The 19,406-nt window shown below is 62.7% G+C and carries 25 protein-coding genes; 15 read left to right on the top strand and 10 right to left on the bottom strand.

Annotated elements, in window-relative coordinates; translation table 11 throughout:
* Positions 1-68: 68 nt before the first annotated feature.
* From ACE03M_RS11160 to ACE03M_RS11140, 5 genes are all read right to left on the bottom strand, one after another.
* The gene (locus tag ACE03M_RS11160) at positions 69-1,796 is read right to left on the bottom strand and encodes a carbon starvation CstA family protein (protein ID WP_143921295.1); all 1,728 of its coding nucleotides are present in this window, start codon (positions 1,794-1,796) and stop codon (positions 69-71) included.
* Positions 1,797-1,902: 106 nt separating this feature from the next.
* Complete coding sequence (locus tag ACE03M_RS11155; RefSeq protein ID WP_143921296.1) at positions 1,903-2,406, bottom strand: mycothiol transferase; 504 nt, start codon at positions 2,404-2,406, stop codon at positions 1,903-1,905.
* An 85-nt stretch (positions 2,407-2,491) separates the two neighbouring features.
* Positions 2,492-2,932, bottom strand: coding sequence for an alternative ribosome rescue aminoacyl-tRNA hydrolase ArfB (arfB, locus tag ACE03M_RS11150; protein ID WP_143921297.1), 441 nt, complete (start codon positions 2,930-2,932; stop codon positions 2,492-2,494).
* Entirely contained in the window at positions 2,925-3,503 is a 579-nt protein-coding gene (locus ACE03M_RS11145) for a 1-acyl-sn-glycerol-3-phosphate acyltransferase (RefSeq protein WP_485933991.1), read from the bottom strand. Before ACE03M_RS11145 ends, arfB begins: the two co-directional genes overlap by 8 nt.
* A gap of 70 nt (positions 3,504-3,573) precedes the next feature.
* The gene (locus tag ACE03M_RS11140) at positions 3,574-4,152 is read right to left on the bottom strand and encodes a hypothetical protein (protein WP_485933990.1); all 579 of its coding nucleotides are present in this window, start codon (positions 4,150-4,152) and stop codon (positions 3,574-3,576) included.
* Positions 4,153-4,244: 92 nt separating this feature from the next.
* Here ACE03M_RS11140 and ACE03M_RS11135 point away from each other — a divergent pair, with 92 nt between their 5' ends.
* A complete protein-coding gene (locus ACE03M_RS11135; protein ID WP_485933989.1) occupies positions 4,245-4,931 on the top strand; it encodes an SDR family oxidoreductase in 687 nt (228 codons plus the stop codon).
* An 87-nt stretch (positions 4,932-5,018) separates the two neighbouring features.
* Here ACE03M_RS11135 and ACE03M_RS11130 read toward each other — a convergent pair whose 3' ends face one another.
* A complete protein-coding gene (locus ACE03M_RS11130; protein WP_485933988.1) occupies positions 5,019-5,663 on the bottom strand; it encodes a dihydrofolate reductase family protein in 645 nt (214 codons plus the stop codon).
* A gap of 54 nt (positions 5,664-5,717) precedes the next feature.
* Here ACE03M_RS11130 and ACE03M_RS11125 point away from each other — a divergent pair, with 54 nt between their 5' ends.
* From ACE03M_RS11125 to ACE03M_RS11115, 3 genes are all read left to right on the top strand, one after another.
* Positions 5,718-6,239, top strand: a complete 522-nt coding sequence (locus ACE03M_RS11125) for a winged helix-turn-helix transcriptional regulator (protein ID WP_485933987.1) — start codon at positions 5,718-5,720, stop codon at positions 6,237-6,239.
* Between the two features lie 177 nt (positions 6,240-6,416).
* Positions 6,417-6,749: a VOC family protein gene (locus ACE03M_RS11120; protein WP_143921302.1), complete on the top strand. Its 333-nt coding sequence runs from the start codon at positions 6,417-6,419 to the stop codon at positions 6,747-6,749.
* 7 nt (positions 6,750-6,756) lie between these two features.
* Complete coding sequence (locus tag ACE03M_RS11115; protein WP_485933986.1) at positions 6,757-7,251, top strand: SRPBCC domain-containing protein; 495 nt, start codon at positions 6,757-6,759, stop codon at positions 7,249-7,251.
* On the opposite strand, the gene ACE03M_RS11110 is transcribed toward ACE03M_RS11115, so the two are convergent.
* The gene (locus ACE03M_RS11110) at positions 7,180-8,067 is read right to left on the bottom strand and encodes a carbohydrate kinase family protein (protein ID WP_485933985.1); all 888 of its coding nucleotides are present in this window, start codon (positions 8,065-8,067) and stop codon (positions 7,180-7,182) included. The genes ACE03M_RS11115 and ACE03M_RS11110 overlap by 72 nt on opposite strands.
* Before the next feature lie 120 nt (positions 8,068-8,187).
* Between ACE03M_RS11110 and ACE03M_RS11105 the strand changes: the two genes are divergently transcribed.
* From ACE03M_RS11105 to ACE03M_RS11060, 10 genes are all read left to right on the top strand, one after another.
* Positions 8,188-8,646, top strand: a complete 459-nt coding sequence (locus ACE03M_RS11105; protein ID WP_186292978.1) for a DUF2695 domain-containing protein — start codon at positions 8,188-8,190, stop codon at positions 8,644-8,646.
* A gap of 36 nt (positions 8,647-8,682) precedes the next feature.
* The gene (locus ACE03M_RS11100) at positions 8,683-9,900 is read left to right on the top strand and encodes a nucleoside hydrolase (protein ID WP_485933984.1); all 1,218 of its coding nucleotides are present in this window, start codon (positions 8,683-8,685) and stop codon (positions 9,898-9,900) included.
* Positions 9,827-10,705 (top strand): histidine kinase, encoded by an 879-nt coding sequence (locus tag ACE03M_RS11095; protein ID WP_485933983.1) that lies wholly within the window; start codon positions 9,827-9,829, stop codon positions 10,703-10,705. Before ACE03M_RS11100 ends, ACE03M_RS11095 begins: the two co-directional genes overlap by 74 nt.
* Complete coding sequence (locus ACE03M_RS11090; protein ID WP_143921308.1) at positions 10,706-11,521, top strand: energy-coupling factor transporter transmembrane component T family protein; 816 nt, start codon at positions 10,706-10,708, stop codon at positions 11,519-11,521.
* A gap of 2 nt (positions 11,522-11,523) precedes the next feature.
* Entirely contained in the window at positions 11,524-13,011 is a 1,488-nt protein-coding gene (locus ACE03M_RS11085) for an ABC transporter ATP-binding protein (protein WP_485933982.1), read from the top strand.
* Positions 13,008-13,151: a hypothetical protein gene (locus ACE03M_RS11080; protein WP_485933981.1), complete on the top strand. Its 144-nt coding sequence runs from the start codon at positions 13,008-13,010 to the stop codon at positions 13,149-13,151. The genes ACE03M_RS11085 and ACE03M_RS11080 overlap by 4 nt, the downstream gene beginning before the upstream one ends.
* Before the next feature lie 93 nt (positions 13,152-13,244).
* The gene (locus ACE03M_RS11075) at positions 13,245-14,033 is read left to right on the top strand and encodes a hypothetical protein (RefSeq protein ID WP_485933980.1); all 789 of its coding nucleotides are present in this window, start codon (positions 13,245-13,247) and stop codon (positions 14,031-14,033) included.
* Between the two features lie 263 nt (positions 14,034-14,296).
* The gene (locus tag ACE03M_RS11070; RefSeq protein ID WP_485933979.1) at positions 14,297-14,758 is read left to right on the top strand and encodes a VOC family protein; all 462 of its coding nucleotides are present in this window, start codon (positions 14,297-14,299) and stop codon (positions 14,756-14,758) included.
* A gap of 74 nt (positions 14,759-14,832) precedes the next feature.
* A complete protein-coding gene (locus ACE03M_RS11065; protein WP_485933978.1) occupies positions 14,833-15,540 on the top strand; it encodes a PepSY domain-containing protein in 708 nt (235 codons plus the stop codon).
* A 75-nt stretch (positions 15,541-15,615) separates the two neighbouring features.
* Positions 15,616-16,230 (top strand): thymidine kinase, encoded by a 615-nt coding sequence (locus ACE03M_RS11060; RefSeq protein ID WP_485933977.1) that lies wholly within the window; start codon positions 15,616-15,618, stop codon positions 16,228-16,230.
* A 34-nt stretch (positions 16,231-16,264) separates the two neighbouring features.
* Here ACE03M_RS11060 and ACE03M_RS11055 read toward each other — a convergent pair whose 3' ends face one another.
* Positions 16,265-16,909 (bottom strand): mismatch-specific DNA-glycosylase, encoded by a 645-nt coding sequence (locus tag ACE03M_RS11055; RefSeq protein ID WP_485933976.1) that lies wholly within the window; start codon positions 16,907-16,909, stop codon positions 16,265-16,267.
* A 70-nt stretch (positions 16,910-16,979) separates the two neighbouring features.
* Here ACE03M_RS11055 and ACE03M_RS11050 point away from each other — a divergent pair, with 70 nt between their 5' ends.
* Positions 16,980-17,483, top strand: coding sequence for an SRPBCC family protein (locus ACE03M_RS11050; RefSeq protein ID WP_485933975.1), 504 nt, complete (start codon positions 16,980-16,982; stop codon positions 17,481-17,483).
* Here the strand turns inward: ACE03M_RS11050 and moeB are convergent.
* Both moeB and ACE03M_RS11040 read right to left on the bottom strand, forming a co-directional pair.
* Positions 17,421-18,641, bottom strand: coding sequence for a molybdopterin-synthase adenylyltransferase MoeB (moeB, locus tag ACE03M_RS11045; RefSeq protein ID WP_485933974.1), 1,221 nt, complete (start codon positions 18,639-18,641; stop codon positions 17,421-17,423). The genes ACE03M_RS11050 and moeB overlap by 63 nt on opposite strands.
* Entirely contained in the window at positions 18,638-19,405 is a 768-nt protein-coding gene (locus ACE03M_RS11040; protein WP_485933973.1) for a thiazole synthase, read from the bottom strand. Before ACE03M_RS11040 ends, moeB begins: the two co-directional genes overlap by 4 nt.
* Position 19,406 lies beyond the last annotated feature (1 nt).

Raw genomic sequence — 19,406 nt, 5'->3', positions numbered from 1 at the left:
GCCCAGCGCTGGGCGAACTCACTCGTCCAACGCTGGGCCGCGTACATACCGCTTTCATCGGGCAATGATCAGACCTCTTCGCGTACGGCTTCGATCTTCTCGTCGGCGTCCTCGGGCTCCGGCGGCTCCGATCGAGCTCGGATGATCGCTCTGATGCCTTCGATCGCTACGAACACGCTGCTGACGATGATGATGCAGTCGATCGCGAAGAGCAGCCAGTCCGCGCTTCCCGGGGTCGCGAAGCTGAAGAGCTGGTCGATCGCGGCCCAGAACGACATGACGAATACGATGGCCAACGGTATGAGCGCCGGCCACGGGTTGCGCCGCTTTCGGATGAGCATGACCGCGAGGATCATCAACGTCAACGATGCCATCAGCTGATTGGTCGTACCGAAGAGCGGCCAGATGCGCAGGCCGCCTTCTCCTCCCAGTCCCTGTGAGAATGTGAGGCCCATGCCCAGCACGACGACGACTCCTGTCGCCGTGTATTTGCCGATCCTGAGGTTGACGCGTTCGCCCATCTCTTGAACGACGAATCTCATCAGACGGAACCCGGTGTCGAGCGAGGTTGCGGCAAACAGCACTGCCATCGTGGCGAGAACGGTGGTGCTCAATGACGCAGGCAGGCCCAGACCGGATTCCATGAGCATGCCGCCGCCCTGGACGAACGACTGCACACCGGCTTCACCGAACTTGCTGTAAAGCTCTTGCCACTCGGCAACTGTGCGAAGTCCGGCGGAGATCGCGATGATCGTTCCCAATGCTAGTAGGCCCTCACCAACTGCACCGAAGTAACCGACGAATCGGGAATCGGTCTCCTTGTCCAGCTGCTTGGAGCTGGTTCCGGAGGAGACCATGCCGTGGAAACCTGAGATAGCGCCACAGGCGATTGTGACGAATAGCAGAGGCACGATGCTGGGGGTGCCCTCCGGAACATTCATGTTGATGGCAGGGGTCACGATGTCGTGGGCACCGTCGGCGACGAACATGCCGACGACCACAGCTCCGTATAGGAGGATGAGGCCGATGAACAGCTGCACACCGTTGATGTAGTCGCGCGGCTGCAGAAGCACCCACACCGGAAGCAGTGACGCGAACGCTCCGTAGATGAACAGCGTCAGGATCCAGAAGACGGTCGGCGTCATGCCGAGGAAGGTCTCCGGCAGGACGACGGGTACAGCATCGCCGAGGACGATGAGACCGTAGAGAGCGATGACGCCGACGACTGTCACCGCCACCAACGGCATGCGCAGACGGTATACGGCCACGCCGACGAGCAGAGCGACGCCGATCGCGCCCCAAGTCGGAATGACCGCGGTCGGAGTGGAGATGAGCAGTCCGGTGATGACAACGGCAAATGCTGCGATCACCATGAGCAGTAGGATGAAGATCACGATCAGGAACAGGCCAGCGCCGCGTTTGCCGATGTAGCGGCCGGACAACGCGCCGATTGACTGGCCCTTGTTTCGAACCGACGCCCATAGCGCACCGAAGTCGTGCATACCGGCGAAGAAGACAGTGCCGAGTGTGACCCAGAGGAACGCGGGTACCCAGCCCCAGATCAGCGCGACAGCCGGACCGACGATGGGTGCGGCGCCTGCAACCGAAGTGAAGTGGTGGCCCCAGAGGATGAATTTGTTCGTCGGGACGTAGTCGACCCCGTCTGTGAGTTCGTGAGAGGGTGTGCGGAATTCGTCATTCAGGCGATAGACGCGTTTCGCGAGGTACTTGGAATACACAAGGTATCCGAGTGCCAGGATCGCGAGACCGATCACCATCAGGAGGACGGGACTCATCAAGTGTGCCTTTCGTCATTGCGTCATTGCGCAGACGGATTGAAGTTCAGTCGGTGCTGTCTGCCAGTATACCAACGTCAGCGTTTCGTTTGAACTTCCTCAGTATTCAATGTGAATGGTTGAGAGCTCCTGCAGCGTAGGCGGCCTGACCGACGTGAACAGCAGCGTCGTCGATGATCGAAGCTAGCCGTACTCCGCGAGTGACCGGGGGAGTCCAGTTCTCGTCGATCACTTCGCTGAGGTCGGTCTCTGAGAGTTCGCCGACGTAGCGACCCAGCGCGCTGAGCGTGGCTTCCACATAGTCGACGAGCAGCTGCTGATCATCGACCTTGATCCCAGCCGCCTGCTCCGGCGTGTGCCCGAGACCGACTGCATCACCAGATTCTCCCAACCCGAAGCCTTCACGGAACTGCTCCCACATCTGCTCGTCACCGGTGAGGTCAGAGAGCTGGACATCGACCTCGCGTCCGCTGTGCCAGAGGAGCCATGCAATCGAATTGGGATGGTCGCCAGGGTGGGAGTTGAGCTGTTCGGCGGTGAGGGCAGGCAGGCGCTTGGCTGCGTCGACAGGGCGCTGAGCCAAATCGGTGAGAATCTCAATGCTGTTCATATGGCCCATTGTGCTCCTCGTTGCCAACCATGTCATGCGGCACTGAGGGTTTGTCTGCTGCTCGCGGCCGGTTCAGGCGCGTACCTCAGTCGAGCCTCGGTCGTCTGCGATTGCGTTTGATCTCGGAGCGCAGGCTCTCCGCTCGAACGCGTCGACGGCGGGAGTTCCTCGACGGCTTCGTCGTCCGACGTTCCACGGGTGGGGCGAGTGCTTCGCGCAGCAATTCGGCCAGCCGTTCTCGTGCGGCATTGCGGTTGCGCAGCTGAGAGCGCTGCTGTTCGGAACTGACCGTGAGCACAGTGCCCGAAAGCCGCGTCGCAAGTCGCTGAAGCACACGATCGCGCTGCGACTCGCTGAGCACGGTGGTCGACCCCAAGTCCACGCTCAGCTGCACCCGGGAATCTGAGGTGTTGACATGCTGTCCACCGGGACCTGACGACCGTGAGAACTGTTCCATCAGTTCACTCGATGGCACCACAAGGCCCTGAGGAATCCCCGGACCGGCGGGTACACGCAGGTCATCCATCGAGTTCGGTTTCCTCCCGCAGCCGCGGCACGACCTGTTTTTCGGGCCGTATGCCTGACTTATCGGCGTAGAAGGCACGGACTCGATCCATGTCGGCAGAGATGTCACCACTGATGTCGATCGTGGGCCCGAGCCCGGTGGTCATCGTGGTCCGATCGACGTAGCCGAGTGTGACCGGCATGCCGGTCTTCTGGGCGATTCGGTAGAAACCTGACTTCCAGTGGGTGTGGCCACCGCGGGTTCCATCAGGGGTGACGACCAGGCCGAAGACCTCACCGGCGTGGACACGTTCGATCACCTCGGCGACAATGCGGCTGGGATCGGAACGGTCGACGGGAATGCCGCCGAGCCCGCGCATGATCGGATTGCGCCACCCCTTGAACAGGCTGTGCTTGCCCAGCCAATGCACCTCGATTCGCTGAGTCCAGGCGATCGAGAGCATGAGGACGAAGTCCCAATTGGATGTGTGAGGGGCACCGATGAGTACAGTCGGCCGGTTCGGAGCGGGCTGGGTGACCAGCTTCCAGCGGCTGAATTTCCAGAAGGCGCGGGCGGCAAGGCGTCGAAGCATGCTGTCTACGTTAGAGGACTTTGTTCGCCGGAGGTGAAGGCAGACTGACTGTGCCTGAAAGATTCAGGCATCACCGGATCTGCCTCGCATACCGCGTGTGCGCCGCTGATAGGAGTTCGAACAGCTGCCGGTGTGAGAGCTCAAGGCCGGTGCGGAGCATGATTCGTCGAGCGAAGGGACCTGTGTGGCCACGTCGCTCGACAGAGCCTCGAGTCAGGTAGTAGACGACGTATTTGGGTCCCGGTCTCGGGGTGGCCGTGTCGAGGGAGATCCGTTCGATCTCATTCCACGACACAAACGTCGCCGGCAGAACCACCCCGCGGTGGGACTCTATGAGACCGGCACCTGAGACCACGAGCGCATCTGCCCGGCGGAGGCGAACGGCCACGACGATCGGAGCCACGACGAGGCAGCCGATGAGGCCGATGGCGATCGCCCACATTCGCGGATTGAATGCGAAGAGCATCCAACTGACTTTCTGATCAAGACTGCTCGTGACGATGAGGAACGCGAGAACGACGAGCACTGCACCGGTCACGAGCGCTACGGACAGAATGATGACTAGTTTCCGGGGAGATGTTCCCACGACGACACTTCGCCCACTATCCATCGCACGCAGTGCAGCGGCGGTATTCGGGGGCCTGGACATGGCAATGAGAATACCCGTTGTGGAATAAATCGCAGCCATTTGGAGCTGTGCCCAGTGTCAGCGCCACCAGCACACCGACGAAGGAGAAGTACATGTCTGATGCAGACCGCGTAGTCATTCTCGGAGGCCACGGAAAGATCGCCCTCATGGCCGCACCGAAGCTGAAGGAAGCCGGATACTCGGTGGATTCCGTCATCCGCAATCCGGATCAGACCGCCGAGGTGGAGGCTGCGGGCGCGAACGCCGTTGTCCTCGACATCGAATCGGCCGATACCGGCAAGCTCGCGGAGCTCTTCACCGGAGCAAAGGCCGTGGTCTTCTCGGCAGGCGCCGGCGGTGGCAATCCTGACCGGACCCGCGCTGTGGATCTTGAGGCAGCGAAACGCTCCATCGACGCCAGCGCGCAAGCGGGAGTCGATCGCTACGTCATCGTGTCCTATGCCAGTGCGGGCGTCGACCTCGACCGTGTCGATCCGGAGAGCTCGTTCTACCCTTACGTTGAAGCGAAGCACGGAGCAGATGAGCACCTGCGTGCAAGCTCCCTGAACTACACGATCCTCGGGCCCGGCGGTCTGACCTCGGAGCCGTCGAAGGGCAGCGTGCTGCTGGCCGATGGCGCCGGTGACGTCGACGGCACGACCCCGGACGATGACACGCGAGTGACCTCACGTGAACTCGTCGCCGATGTGATGACCCATGTCATCGCCAACGATGCCGCGAAGCGAGAGACCGTGAACTTCTACGACGGTGACACCCCGATCGCCGAGGCTGTGAAGTAGGACTTCGCGACACACATATTTCGCGACACACACATGGGGAGATCGAACTCAGCCTTCGATCTCCCCATTGTCACGCTCACGACGTCTTCATCCTCGATCTTTCCTGTTCCAGAGCTGGTGGGTCAGTCCACTCGACGAGCCGATCGTCTCGATCGTGAAGCGGTCCTCGATGCCGCTGATGCCTTCCCACAGCGAAACACCCGTGCCCAACGTGATCGGAACGATCGCCACAGCCATGAAGTCGATGAGGTCAGCGGCGAGGAACTGGCGAATGGTCGACGGGCCACCCCCGATGCGTACGTCGCGACCGTTCGCGGCATCGATCGCCTGGTCCAGGACAGCCTCAGGGGTGTCATCGACGAAATGGAAGCTCGTCCCGTTGGAAAACTCCATCGCCTCCCTCGGGTGGTGAGTGAGGACGAAGCACGGAGTCTTGAACGGCGGTTCCTCGCCCCACCAGCCGCGCCACCCATCATCGGGCCACGGCCCCTCCTGCGGCCCGAACTTCTTACGACCCATGATCTCGGCGCCGATGCCCTGTCCCCACATTGCGAACAGCGCGCGATCAAGAGTGACGGGCCCATCGACGCCGCCGATCCCTTCGATTCCTTGACCGTCGAACCAGCCGAAGAGTGCTCGGGCACCGCCGATCGGCTCGTCGAACGTCACATAGTCACCGGCGGAGTAGCCGTCCAGTGAGACGAATTGACTGTGTACACGTACTCGAACCATGATCACTCCGATGTGATAGTCAGCGATGAGTGAGTCAAGCGTAGGATGTAGTGATTGCCGATTGCAACTACTTGGGAGGAAGAATTGCGAAGCGAACCGCGCTCGGGCTGCGCGATCAACGCAGCCGTCGAAGTCCTCGGTGATTCCTGGAGCCTCATCGTGCTCCGCGACATCGTATTCGGCAATCGCCGCCATTTCCGCGAGCTCCTCACTCTCAACGACGAGTCAATCGCGTCGAATATGCTCTCCAGTCGCCTGAAGAAGCTGGTCGACGAAGGCCTGCTGACCCGGGCAGACGCGGTTCGCGGCCAAAAGGCCGCCTATTCCCTCACTGAGGCGGGGATCCAGGTGGTGCCGGTCATGGTCGCGCTCGGCGCCTGGGGAATGAACCACCGCCCGACCTCTCGCGAACTGACAGTGAGGGCCCGCATTCTCGCTGAGTCGCCCGAGCTGGTCGACGATCTCATGGACGAACTGCGGGAGGCCCACCTCGGCGTTGCCCTTCCTGAATCTCCTCGGCCACGGGCTTCGGAGCGTCTGCAGGCCGAGTATGAGGCTGCACTCGGAAAGATGTGATCGATCTTCTGACCTTCGCATTCCTCGCCTGGGGCTGATTCTCACTGACGCCATCTGGAATGTGAGTGCGAAGAAGGCCTTGTCCGAGCCGAGGTCGTGTGCTTCTATAGGGTGAGTAGTTGCAGAATGCAATTGCTTTGCATATTGAATCGACTCATCGATCTCAAAGGAGCGATCATGTTCACCGGACTGATGGCCAGCATCACCGTCACTGATCAGGGCCAGGCGCACGACTGGTACTCGAAGGTCTTCGAGCGCGGCCCCGACGCCACTCCAATGCCGGGACTGCTCGAATGGCACTTCGGAAGCGAGTTCGGAGTTCAGGTCTGGACCGAGCCGCAGCGTGCCGGATACTCGACCGCGGTCATCGGGGAGTCGGACCTCGATGCACTTGCTGAGCAGCTGGCTGCTGCTGGTATCGACCACGGTGGACCACAGCCGGGCGGTGGTCAGCGGATTCTGCCGATCGCTGACCCCGACGGCAATCGAATCGTCTTCTCCGGTGAGTGAGGCTGCAATGTACCCCACGACCGACACCATTCGACTGAGCACGGAGATCGCATGTCCCCGCGGGGACGTCTGGGAAGCCTTCGCCGACACCGAAGCCAGGCAGCAGTGGAGTGCCCCAGCCGGCGAAAGGGTCGTCTGCGACCGCGATGACTTCCGAACCGGAGGCCGTGCGGAATATCGGTGTGGGAGCCCCGAAGCGCTCGAGTACGGTGCGGCCATCGACTACATTCACGTCGAAGTGGAGGACTTTGCCGTTCACACCGACACAGTGTGGCGTGGGGACGATCTTCTCGTCACAGGGATGGTCACCTGGTCCTTCACTGACGTCCCCGCGGGGACGTTGGTGACGATCGTGAACCAGGTGGTGTCGTTCGTCGGCACCGACATGATCGATGGCAGTCGGAACGGTCACCGAATCGCCCTCGAGCAGCTAGGCGCCTTCTTCGCCGGCCCAGGGGAGGTCCGCTCCAGCACGACCGACGGTGATGGCCGCCCGGCGTGAGGCATTCTCGCCGAGGTCGGTGAGCATGACCTCATCCATGTCCTCGAATCGGGTGCCTGTGCTCTGCAGATCGTGCACCAGAGATGACATGAAGGTATCTCCGGCACCGATCGTGTCCCTGACCTTCACTGCTCCTGCCGGAACCCTCACCCTGGCCGAGGCGGTCGAGAGGATCGAGCCCTCCGACCCGCAGGTGAGTGCGACCTGTTTGGCCCCGAGACGAAGGATCCGACCCACCTGAGCATCGGCACTCTGTCCGGGATAGAGCCAGTCCGCATCGACATCACTGAGCTTGACGACATCGACACGTGCAGCGAGAGACTCGAACCGAGCCAGCGCCTGCTCATGGTCGCCGATGATGGAGGCCCGGATATTGGGGTCGAAGCTCAGCAGTGCTGAGGAGTCTCGTCCGCGCTGGAGAAGAGAATCGACCGCAGCGGCACCGGGGGTGAGAAACGCCGCGATCGAACCGACATGAATTGCCGCCCAGTCGCCGCTGCCGACCAGCGATGCATCGGGGGCCCAGCGCAGTGAGAACTCGTATTCGGCAGAGCCGTCCGCCGACAGCAGAGCTCGTGCCGTCGAGGTCGAACCAGTCGGGCGGGCGTGCACACGGACGTGCGACTCCCGCAGATGAGCCAGAAGGAACCCACCGTGGAAGTCATCTCCGACATCGGTGAGCAGCTCGACATCGGCGCCGAGGCGTCCCAGGCCGAGGGCGACATTCGCCGGCGCCCCGCCGGGAGCATAGCGATCTGATGATCCGGCCGAGCTGACGATGTCGATGAGAGCCTCACCGATGACAAGAATGCTCATGGGCTCGATTCTATGCGCACACGAGCGTTCAGGTTCCTCATCAGTACGAATAGTACGTATATAGTCCAGAGGTCGACTTTGACATCAGTTTATGTCAGTGCCGTCTGGAATCGTTGCCGCATGGACAAAGACACGATGGAATCAGAAGTCAGAACGATCGTCGACGCAGCCTCAGCTCGCATCCTCACACCGCGGGAAGGCGAATGCTTGGTCTGCTACGTCTTTCGCCAGCTCGGAGAATTCGGCTGCGACGGAACACGTCGCTTCGCCCTGACCTTTCGGGACCGAACAGCTCCTCGGGCCACTGCGCTGATGGAACGTTTGGGAAGCATGGGTGCCTGCTGCTGTGACTGCGAGGTTTTCAACAACGCATATACGTTCGCAGAACGCCCGTGGATCACCGGAGCCGCATTCGGGGCAGAGATCGGCACAGGGTTCGAATCCCAAGAGCCGGTCGACCTACGCGAGGAGTTCGGCATCAACGAGCCACCCGCGAAGATCTTCTACCTGTGCTGCCAGTTCGTGCGTCGAGGCTCGACGCGGCCCTGCCCGAACTGGGTGCGAATGAGTCGGTGGTGAGGAACTGGGCGATGGGATTCCGGCAGAATAGGACACATGCCTCCACACCTGCCGCTGTTCCTCGACTGTGACCCCGGGATCGACGACGCCATCGCCCTCGGATATCTGCTGTGCCAAGACGACGTCGACATCATCGGCATCGCGGCCTCAGGCGGCAACGTGTCCACCGCACAGGTCAGCGCCAACGCTCAAGGCTGGCTTGAACTTGCCGGACGGACTGGCATACCCATCCACCCGGGAAGCGAGTTCCCCACAGCTTGGCCGACCGAAGGCACCGACGGAGACTCTGCGATGTCGCCTATCGCCGAGCCCGAGTACGCTGACCTCACCCACGGACCCACCGGCGTCGGATATGCGCGGCTTCCACAACCGGCGACACCGGCCAGCTCCATCAGTGCCGCTCAAGCCTGGGTCGATGCTGCACGGTCTCACCCCGGAGAGCTCATCGGCGTTGTCATCGGACCGTCGACGAACCTTGCCCTGGCCATAGCCATCGAACCCGAACTGCCCAACCTGGTGAGACGACTCTTCATCATGGGCGGCGCCTTCAACTATCGCGGCAACACCCACCCGACCACCGAATGGAACGTCACCTTCGACCCCGAGTCGACGGCGACGGTCGTCGCCGCCTTCGACCACGCTCACCTCGAGGGTACTCATCGGGCCCTGCCGGTGATCGCCCCGATCGAAGCCACCGAGGCTCTTGAGATGACTCCCACACGGTTGAGAACGATCCTCGACGCGGCTCCGAAACCTCACGACGGGACAGGAGAACCGTCGGCCGCAGGTGAGAGATGGGGCAGCTGGCTGGCCCAGATGGCCGAAGCCCTGCGCTTCTACTTCGAGTTCCACGAATGGGACGGTCTGGGCTACATCGCCCACATCCATGATCCCTTCGTCCTCGCCTGCGCCCTCGAGTGGGCACGCAGCGACGAGATCTCAACCATCTCGGCGGGCAGCGACGAGCCCATTGCGAACGGAACTCGAGGCACCCTGCCGTGGGCCACCACGATCTGTGCGCCCGTCGACGTCGAACTCACCGGTAAACTCACACGTGGCGAAACCGTCGCCGATTGGCTGGGGCGGTGGGGGAAGGGCGTCAATGCCGAGATCATCCGCACGATCGATGCGCAGACCTTCCTCGACCACCTCGGCGAGACACTGAGCAAAGGACCCCATCATGACCACGAAACCAACACAGTCTGGGCAGGGGCCGGCACACACCGTCGGTCCCGCACAAAACCAGAGCACTGAGAGTCACGGCACCAAAAGTCACCAGAGCCACACACTTCCTCTCACACTGACCTTGCTCGGCACCATCGTCATCCTCGGCACATATATCGCGGTCCTCCTGACACAACCGGCCAACCTCGGCACGAACTTGGGACATACGACCCTGTGGGTCATGCTCGGATACCTGCTCGGGGGAGTCCTCCTCGCAGCCGGCACACTGCCGCTGATCCCGCGCAGCATTCTCGCGCTCATCCCCGTCGCCATCGCCGCCAATATCGTCATCGGCCATGTCGTCGGCAATGTCACCCCCATCCCGCTCTACCTCGACTCGATCGGGACCGTGATGATCGGTGTCCTCGCCGGTCCTGCAGCCGGAGCGTTCACCGGCATCATCTCCAACCTCATCTGGGGAGTCACCCTGAGCCCCAGCGTCATCGCCTTCAGCTCTGGGGCGGCCTTCATCGGTGCGGCTGCAGGGTGGGCGGCACGGCTCGGTGCCTTTCGCACTCCCTGGTTCGCCGTCATCACCGGCGCTCTTGCAGGAATCCCTGCCGGAGCACTCGGCGCTCCTGTGGCTGCCTACGTCTTCGGCGGCGGTCTGGGCTCTGGCACCGGCGGCGTCGTCGCCATCCTGCAGGCAGCCGGCCTCGAGATGCTCAATGCGACATTGGCACAGAGCCTGTTCTCCGACATCATCGACAAGGCGCTCATCTTCGCCCTGGCCTATGTGGTCGTGCGGACCCTGCCGCGGCGAATTCTCGACAGGTATCCGTTCACCGACCACAGTCTTTCGCGCAGATCCCGCACACCGGTGCGGGTCGGCTGAATGACCTCGACTGTTCTCGACCGGGAACAGCAGGCCACACACCGTTGGCATCCAGCCACCGAGATCATCGTCCTCGTATGCTCTCTGCTGCTCGTCTTCGGCATCCCGTCCCCGGTCGTGCCCATCGCCATCATCGCCGCCACGCTCATTGCCGCGGTGATCTCACCCGCAGTGAGTCTGCGCACCTGGGCGATCGGTGTCGGCGTGCTGTGCCTGCCGACGCTGATCGTCCTCAGCGTCGTGCAGGGACTCTTCTACCCCGGCGCCGAGGTGACTGTGCTGTGGGAATACGGTCTCGCCCAGCTCACCGTCGAAGGACTGGCGATCGCCGCACAGATCTGGCTGCGGGTCAGTGCGCTCGTGTCCCTGTGCGCATTCTTCGGACTCGGAGTCGACTCGGCTCGCCTGTATGACGGGCTGCGGGCCCTGCGGCTGCCCTCCTCGGTGGCCTATATCTGCGCCTCGGCGATCGGCCTCATCCCACTCATCCGCACCCGCACTCAGCAGATGATCGAGGCCCGCGCCAGTCGCGGTTGGGACGTGAGCAGTTGGGTGGTCCGCACTCGGCTGCTGCCGAGCATCGTCACCGGTCTGTTCACCTCCGTCCTCATCGAGGTCGAACAGCGTCACGACGTGCTCGAACAACGCGGTCTCGGACAATCAACGCAGGTGACGTCGCTGCAGGATCACCACGATGGCCGGAGCCAAAGGTTCCTGCGGCGAGGTGCTCCCCTCCTCACCTGCGTCCTCGTCGTGTCCTCCGTGGCCGATGTCCTGCCCCTGCCCACTGCCGACCAGATGATCTGGGGTGCCTGAGAATGCTTCTCGAACTCACCGGCGCCGGCTTCACCTACCGCAGCAATGCGGCTGCGACACTGACCGACATCGACCTTCGGCTGGCCCCCGGACAGATGCATACGATCCTCGGCGAGGTGGGCTCGGGTACGTCCACCCTGGGGCGGCTGATCACTGGGTTGTTGTCCGAGCGTGGAACCAGCGTCGGGCACATCCGCGTTGCAGGGACTGCAGTGATGCTCGGCGATGACCCCGAGGCGCAGCTGAGTGGAATGACGAGCCTCGTCGGCGATGAGGTTCAGCTGTCCGGGCGGCTGAATGGGGACGAGGTCTCAGCGGTCGAGAGGCGTGCACGGAAGGCCCTTGACTCGCTGGGCATCGGAGATCTGTGGCGTCGTCGCCTGGATACTCTCTCCGGTGGTCAGCGCCAACTCGTCGCACTGGCGGGACTGCTCACCGGGAATCCATCATCGCTGGTCCTCGACCAGCCGTCTCTGTCGTTGGACCCGGAGACTCGGCGGCGTCTCGGCGCAGTGCTTCGGGCCTTCTGCGTCGCTGGCGGTGCGGTCCTCATCACCGCCCATCAGTTCGACGAGGTGGCCGAAGCCTGTGACCAGGTGAGCATCCTTGACTCCGGTCGGCTGATCACGACCGACATCCGCCCCTCAGCCAGCGAACTCGAACGACGCGGGATCTGGGACACTCGACCACGTGAGCAAGGTGAGCCACATCAGAAATATGAGCCACGCGAGGCCGGCCGCCCTGAAGCTGCCGGACCGTCGGCCCCGGCTTCTGTCGCACTGTCGGTGAGCGGGCTGAGCGTCGCCCGCGGTGGGGTCACCGTTCTGACCGACATCGATCTCGACCTCGCATCCGGCGAGATGGTGTCGATCATGGGCTCCAACGGCGCAGGGAAGTCCACCCTCCTGCGCAGTCTCGCTGGTCTTCTCGGGGCCGGGGTCAGAACGTCGGGCATGATCAACGTCGATGGCAACGGTACTCCGGTGAGCCTCGGCGATGCTCCTGCCCATGAACGAGCACAGCACCTCGGCTGGGTGGGACAGGACCCAGGAAGTCAGCTTTCTGCTGCGACCGTGTGCGAAGAACTCATGCGCGCCGTGCCACTGCCCTCGCACAGACGCCGCGACAGGGCAGCGATCCGCACCCGCCGACAGAAGTCGGTCGCCTCGGCGATGGCGATGACTGGGCTGGATTCGTTCAGCGAGACTCATCCCTATGATCTGAGCATCGATCTCCGCAAGGATCTGGTGATGGCGTCGGCACTCATCTTGAGCCCTCGGATTCTCCTCCTCGACGAACCCACTCTGGGCAGAGACCGCAAGGCCGTCGACAGGCTGAACGTGTTCATCAGGGATTTCCGCCGCCGTGGTGGATCCATCCTGGCCACAACCCATGACCGGCACTGGGCCGCAGTGACAGCGGATCGCATCCTGCTTCTGGGCGAGGGGAGGGTGAGTCACGACGATCAGTGCGGGGGATCAGTCGGATGAGCATCTCAACGCTGCCGGATGACGAGTTCGTCATGTCAGATGCGGATCGTCAGGTTGTGGTCGTCAACGGTCATATCGTCCTCCTGGACTCAAATCCTGTGGACTCAATTCGCGGCGCTGAGAGCGCAGCTCGCCCCTGACTCGATGCTAGGCGGGACCCGCGCTGCTTGGCCATGTCCGCAGGTGATTGCGCTTGCTTCGGCCATGTCAGTGCCGAGTCGTAGCGTGAGGTCATGGATAAGAACGTGAATTCGTTTGATGCACTGTACGCCGAAGCCGGCAGTCACAGATCCGTGATGCCATGGGACGAGCTGCTCGGCTTCGTCCGCCGATTTCCCCAGATCGCCGCGTTCAACGCGGCTCTCATCGCGCAGCAGAACGCCGGAGCGATATTCGTCGAAACAGAGCACGCGTGGCAGCAGAAATTCGGCAGGCTCCTCGCAGACGAAGCCGTGGCATTGATCGTGCTGCACCCCTTCGCGCCGGTGCGCTTCGTCTACGATGTCGAGGATACCCACGGGCCTCCGGTCCCCGATGCCGCAGTCAACCCTTTCAAAGCCGCTGGGGCACCGACGTGGGACGGGCATCGTCTCGTCATGGACGTCCTGCACCGAAAGGGGCTGGACCTCGCGGGCTTGCCGAAGACGCAGAGTCCCACTGTGATGTTGAAGCATGTGCTCGATGAGCTCGCGCTGGTCTATGCCGGACATCTCGGAGCTTTTCCGAAATTGGGGATTGCTGCCAGTGAGACGGATATCGACGGACGACAGTCCCGCTTCGAAGCCGAATGCATCACCTGGCTGATCGCCGGACGCCTCGGCCTGAAGATGGCGGCGACCGGGACGTTGAAGGGCTACCTCAAGCACGGTGAGCTCCTGCCCCCGCTGTCCAGAGATCGGGTCCTGCACTCGGTCAATGCCATCGAAAAGCTCTTCGGTGGGGCACTGGCGTTCGGTCGAACCATCCGCGAGGACGTGCCGAGCCTGTTCCCGCTGACCCAGCAGTGGTCTCTCTCCTCCTAGCACGTGGCATCAGCCTGCCGCACCTTGACGCACACCCGTGGACAGTTTTCTGCAGATCCCTGGTCAAAGCCGCGACGGGCGAGCAGAATGCCTATATGTCCACAACCCCGAACGGATGGACCAAAGCCACCGTCGATCGAAGAGTACGCCAGGCATTGCGGGCCTGCGGACCTTCGGCGGGAGTGCATCGACGGTCGAACGGGTCAGTGACCACGGAGCAGAAACAGATACCCTTGATTGAACGATCTCAATGAGGAGACATCATGACCCGCGCAGTACAGATCACCTTCGATTGTCACGACCCGATCGGCCAAGCCACCTTCTGGGCAGAAACGCTCGGATACGTCATCCCTGGCCCTCCCGGAATCAGCCTCAGCGCCGGTGACGATCCTTTTGCCGCATGGAAGGAATTCGTCGAGGGGCTGGGCATCGACTTGAAGCCTGCGGACTTCCGCGCCGCGATCGAGGATCCGCAAGGCCGCGGGCCCCGAGTGTTCTTCCAAATAGTCCCCGAGGACAAGATCGTCAAGAACAGAGTGCATCTCGATGTGCGTGCTGCCCCCGGTCTGCAGAACAGCGAACGAATGCAGGCGTTGGAAGACGAATGTCAGCGTCTGCAGGAACTGGGTGCACAGCGTCTCGAACGGGTCGATCCCAACCCGCCGATGGAGACTGGATTCATCGTCATGGCCGATCCCGAGGGAAACGAGTTCTGCCTCGACTGACTAGGGCTCTGACCAGGATGAGAATCCTCTTAGCAAGGGGGCAGTGGGCGCACCTCCTTGTTACCGTTAAGAGCATGAAGACACAGAAATTGGCCACGCGAGCCGCTGCCGGGACCATGATTCTCTCCTTCGCCCTCACCGGCTGTTCGAGTGGGGGCTCAGGTGATGGTCAGGCCCCGGAGACCGAGGGCCAAACCTCAGAGTCAACTGAGGCGCAGAACGCTTCTGGCAACGACGAATCAGGCGACGCTGAAGCAGGCGATGACGATGCCAGCAGCGATGACCGCGCTGAAGACACGAAATCGCAGGGCTCGACGACAACAAGCTCCTCGGGGTTGGCCGCTGATGCCGATCTGAGCAAGGAATCACCATCAGTGGCACCCAAGGACGCCATTGCCACGGCGAAGAAGGAAGCGAAGGACGGCACCGTACACGGCGTCGAACTCGACTTCGACGAACGCGACAAGGCGTGGCAGTACGAGGTCAAGGTCATCGATGGCTCCACTGACTTCGACGTCGAGATCGATGCTGAGACCGGTGAAGTCGTCGACACGGAGAAGGACTCCTCGGACGACAAGGAAAAGGCCATCGACCTGACCGACCCGATGACCTTCGACGAGGCGCTCAAACTCGCCCGGGGCCAGGCCTCAGGCCGACTCGACGGATGGAAGCTCGACTCCGACGACAACCGTATCGAATACCAGTTCGATTTCGATGACAAGAGTGAAGAGATCGAGGTATCCGTCGACGTCGAATCGAAGAAGGTCACCGTCGACGACTGACCAATGCCGCATCCGGAGCATCATCGGGACAGATGGGCACTGTCAGGACGGAACAGCGCGGCGTAGGCTGGTGCCATGCCCTTGAACCCAGTTGCTTCGCCTCGGCCGGCCGGGCGTCTCAACGTCATTGCCGGCCCTATGTTCTCAGGCAAGTCCGAGGAACTCATGCGCCGCGTCCGACGAGCGAAGATCGCCGGGGTCAACGTGCTCGTCCTCAGCCACTCTCTCGACACACGTTCCGACCTGTCGGCGATCACCTCTCACGATGGGATCAATATTCCCGCGATACCCGTCGGTGACGTCGAGTCCCTCGCCGAGCTCGCCCGCGTCGAGGACTATGAACTGGTGGCCATCGATGAGGCCCAATTCTTCGGGCCTGATCTGGTGCCGACCGTATTCGACCTCGTGGAACGTGGTGCTACCGTCATCGTCGAAGGACTGTGCGTGACGTTCGACGGCGGCCCCTTCGAACCGATGCCGACATTCATGGCCGTGGCCGAGGACGTGCTCAAACTCACGGCAGTGTGCACGATCTGCGGCAGGGATGCCGTCTTCCACCAAAGGGTGGGCACCCCCGGGCTCAGTGTCGAAGCCTCGGAACCGAGCGCCACAGACATCGATGCCAGCCATGTCGGGGGCCTCGAATCCTACGTCGCACGTTGCCGCGAGCATTTCGCTCCACCGCACTAGCAGCAATCGGTCACGGCCGCACCAGAGCAGGTGCTCAGTCCTCGATGCTCTCCCACACATCACGCCAGATCCGGGCCAAGTCCGGAACCTGATAATGGGCATTGAGGCCGCTGGGCTGAGGTACGACGTGAAGGTCGATATCCTCGGGCCAGCCATCGATGAGAGACGTGTCCTGCTCGCCGAGGTGGGCCTTGGGCAGCGAATATCCGATCCGGAACGACGTGATCCCAGCGACTGCGACTACCTTGGGGCGGATGCCGTCGAGTCGGCGGACAAGCCTGGCCGCACCCTCGCGCAGTTCCTGCTTGTCCAGCTCATCGGCCCGAGCCGTGGCCCGTCCCACGAGGTTGGTGATGCCGATGCCGCGTGCCAGCAGCTGTGCCTCGTCCTCGACGGCCAGGCCCAGGGAAGCGTCGACGAGGTGATCGGTCAGACCTGCCTGATGCAGAGACGGCCAGAAGCGATTGCCCGGTCGGGCGAAGGGTGCATTGACCGCGGCCGTCCACAGGCCCGGGTTGATTCCGACGATGAGCATCGAGAGTTCACCCGAGCGTCCAGGGAGAACGTCATCGATGGCGTCGTGATTGTCAGTGGCGAACTCAGCGAGGTCCTCCTTCGTCGGCTTTCGTCCAGCTAAGGGCGATGGTCGGCGGGAGCTGATGAAACTTTCCTCAATCACGCTGTCCACACTACCGTCGAGTCAGAACGGACGAATCAGCGCCCGTCGCCTCAGAAACATCGGGAGATCCATGACGCACGAACACGGGGAGCAGGCTCATCAGCACGTGCGACCGCACGCCGGTGAGTCAGCCCCTTTCCACTTCGAGAACACGTGGAGGGTCGATGCCAGTCCGACTCAGGTGTGGTCCGTGCTCTCCGATGTCGACTCATGGCCGCAGTGGTGGCCGGGCCTGCCCGTGGCGGTCCCCGTCGATGACAGGATCGTGCCCGGCAGCCGCGCCGACATTCAGGTGGAGAGCCCGATCGGCGTCACCTTGAGCTTCGGAATCGAACTTCAGGACACAGGCCCGCCGCGTTTCGTCTCGTTCTCCGCCACCGGTGATCTGAGGGGGACCGGTGTGTGGTCGCTGGAGCAGATGGGCCCGATCACCACGATCAGCTCCGTGTGGTGTGTGACGACATCGCGCTTGTCGATCCGCATGCTGCGTCCCGTGGCAACGTGGATGCACTCACGTGTGATGAGAGCCGGGCACCGCGGCCTGGCCAGACGACTGAACAGTCTCATGCCCTGAGGCCGACCACGCATCGATGCCACCTGCCAAGGACCGCAGACGCACGGATTCTGGTGCCGCATCATGCAGAAGCTGTACGGCCTGAGCAGAACGGGCACCTGACTTGCAGTGGATGACGACCTCGCGAGGCAGCTGCGTGACTAGAGTTTCCACCGCGGGCCAGCCCTCGACCTGCAGCAGACCCAGCGGCAGGTGGACGGATCTGGGTATCGATGCCAGATGGCGCTCCCAATCGGCCCGCACATCGATGAGCAGGGCAGAGGAAGGATCGGCCAGATACTCATCGACACTGATCTCGTCCTCCCGATCTGCACCGTCACCGTCTGCTCCTGCGCGGGCAGCTGCACAGGCCACAGCCACCTCGGCGAGGTCGCTGACAGGTTCGCGATCAGGATCCGGTGAGAACCTCAGCGTGGAGTAGTCGGACTCCAGCGCGTCATAGCGCAGCAGGCGACCGATCAGGGGAGCGCCGATGCCGCAGATGAGTTTCACCGCCTCCGTGGCCATTGCCGAACCGATGGTGCCGCACAGCACCCCGAGGACACCGCCTTCGGCGCAGTTGGGCACGGAATCGGCCTCGGGGATGTCGGGAAACAGGTCGCGCAGCATGGGCCCATGCCCGGGAACGAAGGTGCTCACCTGACCGGCGAAGCGAAAGATCGTTCCCCAGATCAGTGGGGTGCCGGTGAGTTCGGCCGCATCATTGGACAAATACCGGGTCGCGAAGTTGTCTGCGCCGTCGAGCACCAGATCATGGGACGCGAAGAGTTCGAGCACATTGTCGGGGCTCAAACGCTTGGCAACTGTGTGAACCTCGAGCAGCGGATCGAGGCGCAGCAGGGCGTCACGGGCGGAATCGACCTTGGCTCGGCCGATATCGGCATCGCGGTGAAGGACCTGACGCTGCAGGTTCGAGGCGTCGACCACATCGTCGTCGATGATCGTGATCGATCCGATCCCGGCCGCAGCCAGGTAGTGCAGAACCGGGGCACCCAAGCCTCCCGCACCGATGACCAGCGCCGAGGCGGCCCGTAACCGGAGTTGTCCTTCGACCCCGATACCCGGCAGGCTCAGATGCCTGGCGTAGCGTTCGAGTTCTCGTGGGGTCAGAGAATCGAGCGGTTCGACCAGCGGGCCCGGATTGTTCGCCGCGCTCATCTCGGGGTCACCATCCCGTCGAAGGTCGATGAGGCCAGGGCCAGCGGTCTCTTTGGGATGCGCCCGGCATGGGCAGCCAGATGACCGGACTCCACGGCGAGGGACATTGCCCGAGCCATGGCGCTGGCATCATGGGCCCGGGTCACCGCAGAGGCCAACAGGACGGCGGTGCAGCCGAGCTCCATCGCCAAACCCGCATCAGAGGCGGTGCCGATTCCGGCATCGAGGATCACAGGCACCCGGGCGCGGCTGACGATCGTCTCGATGTTGTGAGGATTGAGGATGCCCAGTCCGCTGCCGATCGGAGCACCGGCAGGCATGACCACAGCAACCCCGGCATCCTCGAGCCTCTTGGCCAGGGCCGGATCGTCGTTCGTGTAGGCGAAGACCGTGAAGCCGTCGAGCACGAGCTCCTCCGCCGCCCGGAACAGCTCCACCGGATCGGGCAGCAAGGTCTCCTCATCGGCGATGACCTCGAGCTTCACCCAGTTCGTCTCGAGAGCTTCCCTGGCCAACCGGGCAGTCAGCACAGCATCCCTGGCTGTGTAGCATCCGGCCGTGTTGGGCAGGATACGGATACCCAGGCGTTGCAGCAGGGCGAACACCGAGTCCCGGGCAGTGCCGTCATAGCGGCGCAGTGCGACGGTCGTGAGCTCAGTGCCTGATGCCTCCAGCGCCTGTTCGAGGATGCTCAGCGAACTTGCCCCGCCGGTGCCCATGACGAGCCGGGAATTCATCGTCACTTCGTCGACGTTCCAGGTCATT

This window comes from Brevibacterium sp. AGC70 (genome assembly GCF_057334195.1).
This window is presented reverse-complemented; position numbering and strand designations above follow the sequence as displayed.

Coding starts and splice junctions, on each gene's coding strand:
- ACE03M_RS11160 (WP_143921295.1), bottom strand. CDS start 1,796: ATGAGTCCCGTCCTCCTGATGGTGATCGGTCTCGCGATCCTGGCACTC.
- ACE03M_RS11155 (WP_143921296.1), bottom strand. CDS start 2,406: ATGAACAGCATTGAGATTCTCACCGATTTGGCTCAGCGCCCTGTCGAC.
- arfB (WP_143921297.1), bottom strand. CDS start 2,932: ATGGATGACCTGCGTGTACCCGCCGGTCCGGGGATTCCTCAGGGCCTT.
- ACE03M_RS11145 (WP_485933991.1), bottom strand. CDS start 3,503: ATGCTTCGACGCCTTGCCGCCCGCGCCTTCTGGAAATTCAGCCGCTGG.
- ACE03M_RS11140 (WP_485933990.1), bottom strand. CDS start 4,152: ATGTCCAGGCCCCCGAATACCGCCGCTGCACTGCGTGCGATGGATAGT.
- ACE03M_RS11135 (WP_485933989.1), top strand. CDS start 4,245: ATGTCTGATGCAGACCGCGTAGTCATTCTCGGAGGCCACGGAAAGATC.
- ACE03M_RS11130 (WP_485933988.1), bottom strand. CDS start 5,663: ATGGTTCGAGTACGTGTACACAGTCAATTCGTCTCACTGGACGGCTAC.
- ACE03M_RS11120 (WP_143921302.1), top strand. CDS start 6,417: ATGTTCACCGGACTGATGGCCAGCATCACCGTCACTGATCAGGGCCAG.
- ACE03M_RS11115 (WP_485933986.1), top strand. CDS start 6,757: ATGTACCCCACGACCGACACCATTCGACTGAGCACGGAGATCGCATGT.
- ACE03M_RS11110 (WP_485933985.1), bottom strand. CDS start 8,067: ATGAGCATTCTTGTCATCGGTGAGGCTCTCATCGACATCGTCAGCTCG.
- ACE03M_RS11105 (WP_186292978.1), top strand. CDS start 8,188: ATGGACAAAGACACGATGGAATCAGAAGTCAGAACGATCGTCGACGCA.
- ACE03M_RS11100 (WP_485933984.1), top strand. CDS start 8,683: ATGCCTCCACACCTGCCGCTGTTCCTCGACTGTGACCCCGGGATCGAC.
- ACE03M_RS11095 (WP_485933983.1), top strand. CDS start 9,827: ATGACCACGAAACCAACACAGTCTGGGCAGGGGCCGGCACACACCGTC.
- ACE03M_RS11090 (WP_143921308.1), top strand. CDS start 10,706: ATGACCTCGACTGTTCTCGACCGGGAACAGCAGGCCACACACCGTTGG.
- ACE03M_RS11085 (WP_485933982.1), top strand. CDS start 11,524: ATGCTTCTCGAACTCACCGGCGCCGGCTTCACCTACCGCAGCAATGCG.
- ACE03M_RS11080 (WP_485933981.1), top strand. CDS start 13,008: ATGAGCATCTCAACGCTGCCGGATGACGAGTTCGTCATGTCAGATGCG.
- ACE03M_RS11075 (WP_485933980.1), top strand. CDS start 13,245: ATGGATAAGAACGTGAATTCGTTTGATGCACTGTACGCCGAAGCCGGC.
- ACE03M_RS11070 (WP_485933979.1), top strand. CDS start 14,297: ATGACCCGCGCAGTACAGATCACCTTCGATTGTCACGACCCGATCGGC.
- ACE03M_RS11065 (WP_485933978.1), top strand. CDS start 14,833: ATGAAGACACAGAAATTGGCCACGCGAGCCGCTGCCGGGACCATGATT.
- ACE03M_RS11060 (WP_485933977.1), top strand. CDS start 15,616: ATGCCCTTGAACCCAGTTGCTTCGCCTCGGCCGGCCGGGCGTCTCAAC.
- ACE03M_RS11050 (WP_485933975.1), top strand. CDS start 16,980: ATGACGCACGAACACGGGGAGCAGGCTCATCAGCACGTGCGACCGCAC.
- moeB (WP_485933974.1), bottom strand. CDS start 18,641: ATGAGCGCGGCGAACAATCCGGGCCCGCTGGTCGAACCGCTCGATTCT.
- ACE03M_RS11040 (WP_485933973.1), bottom strand. CDS start 19,405: ATGACCTGGAACGTCGACGAAGTGACGATGAATTCCCGGCTCGTCATG.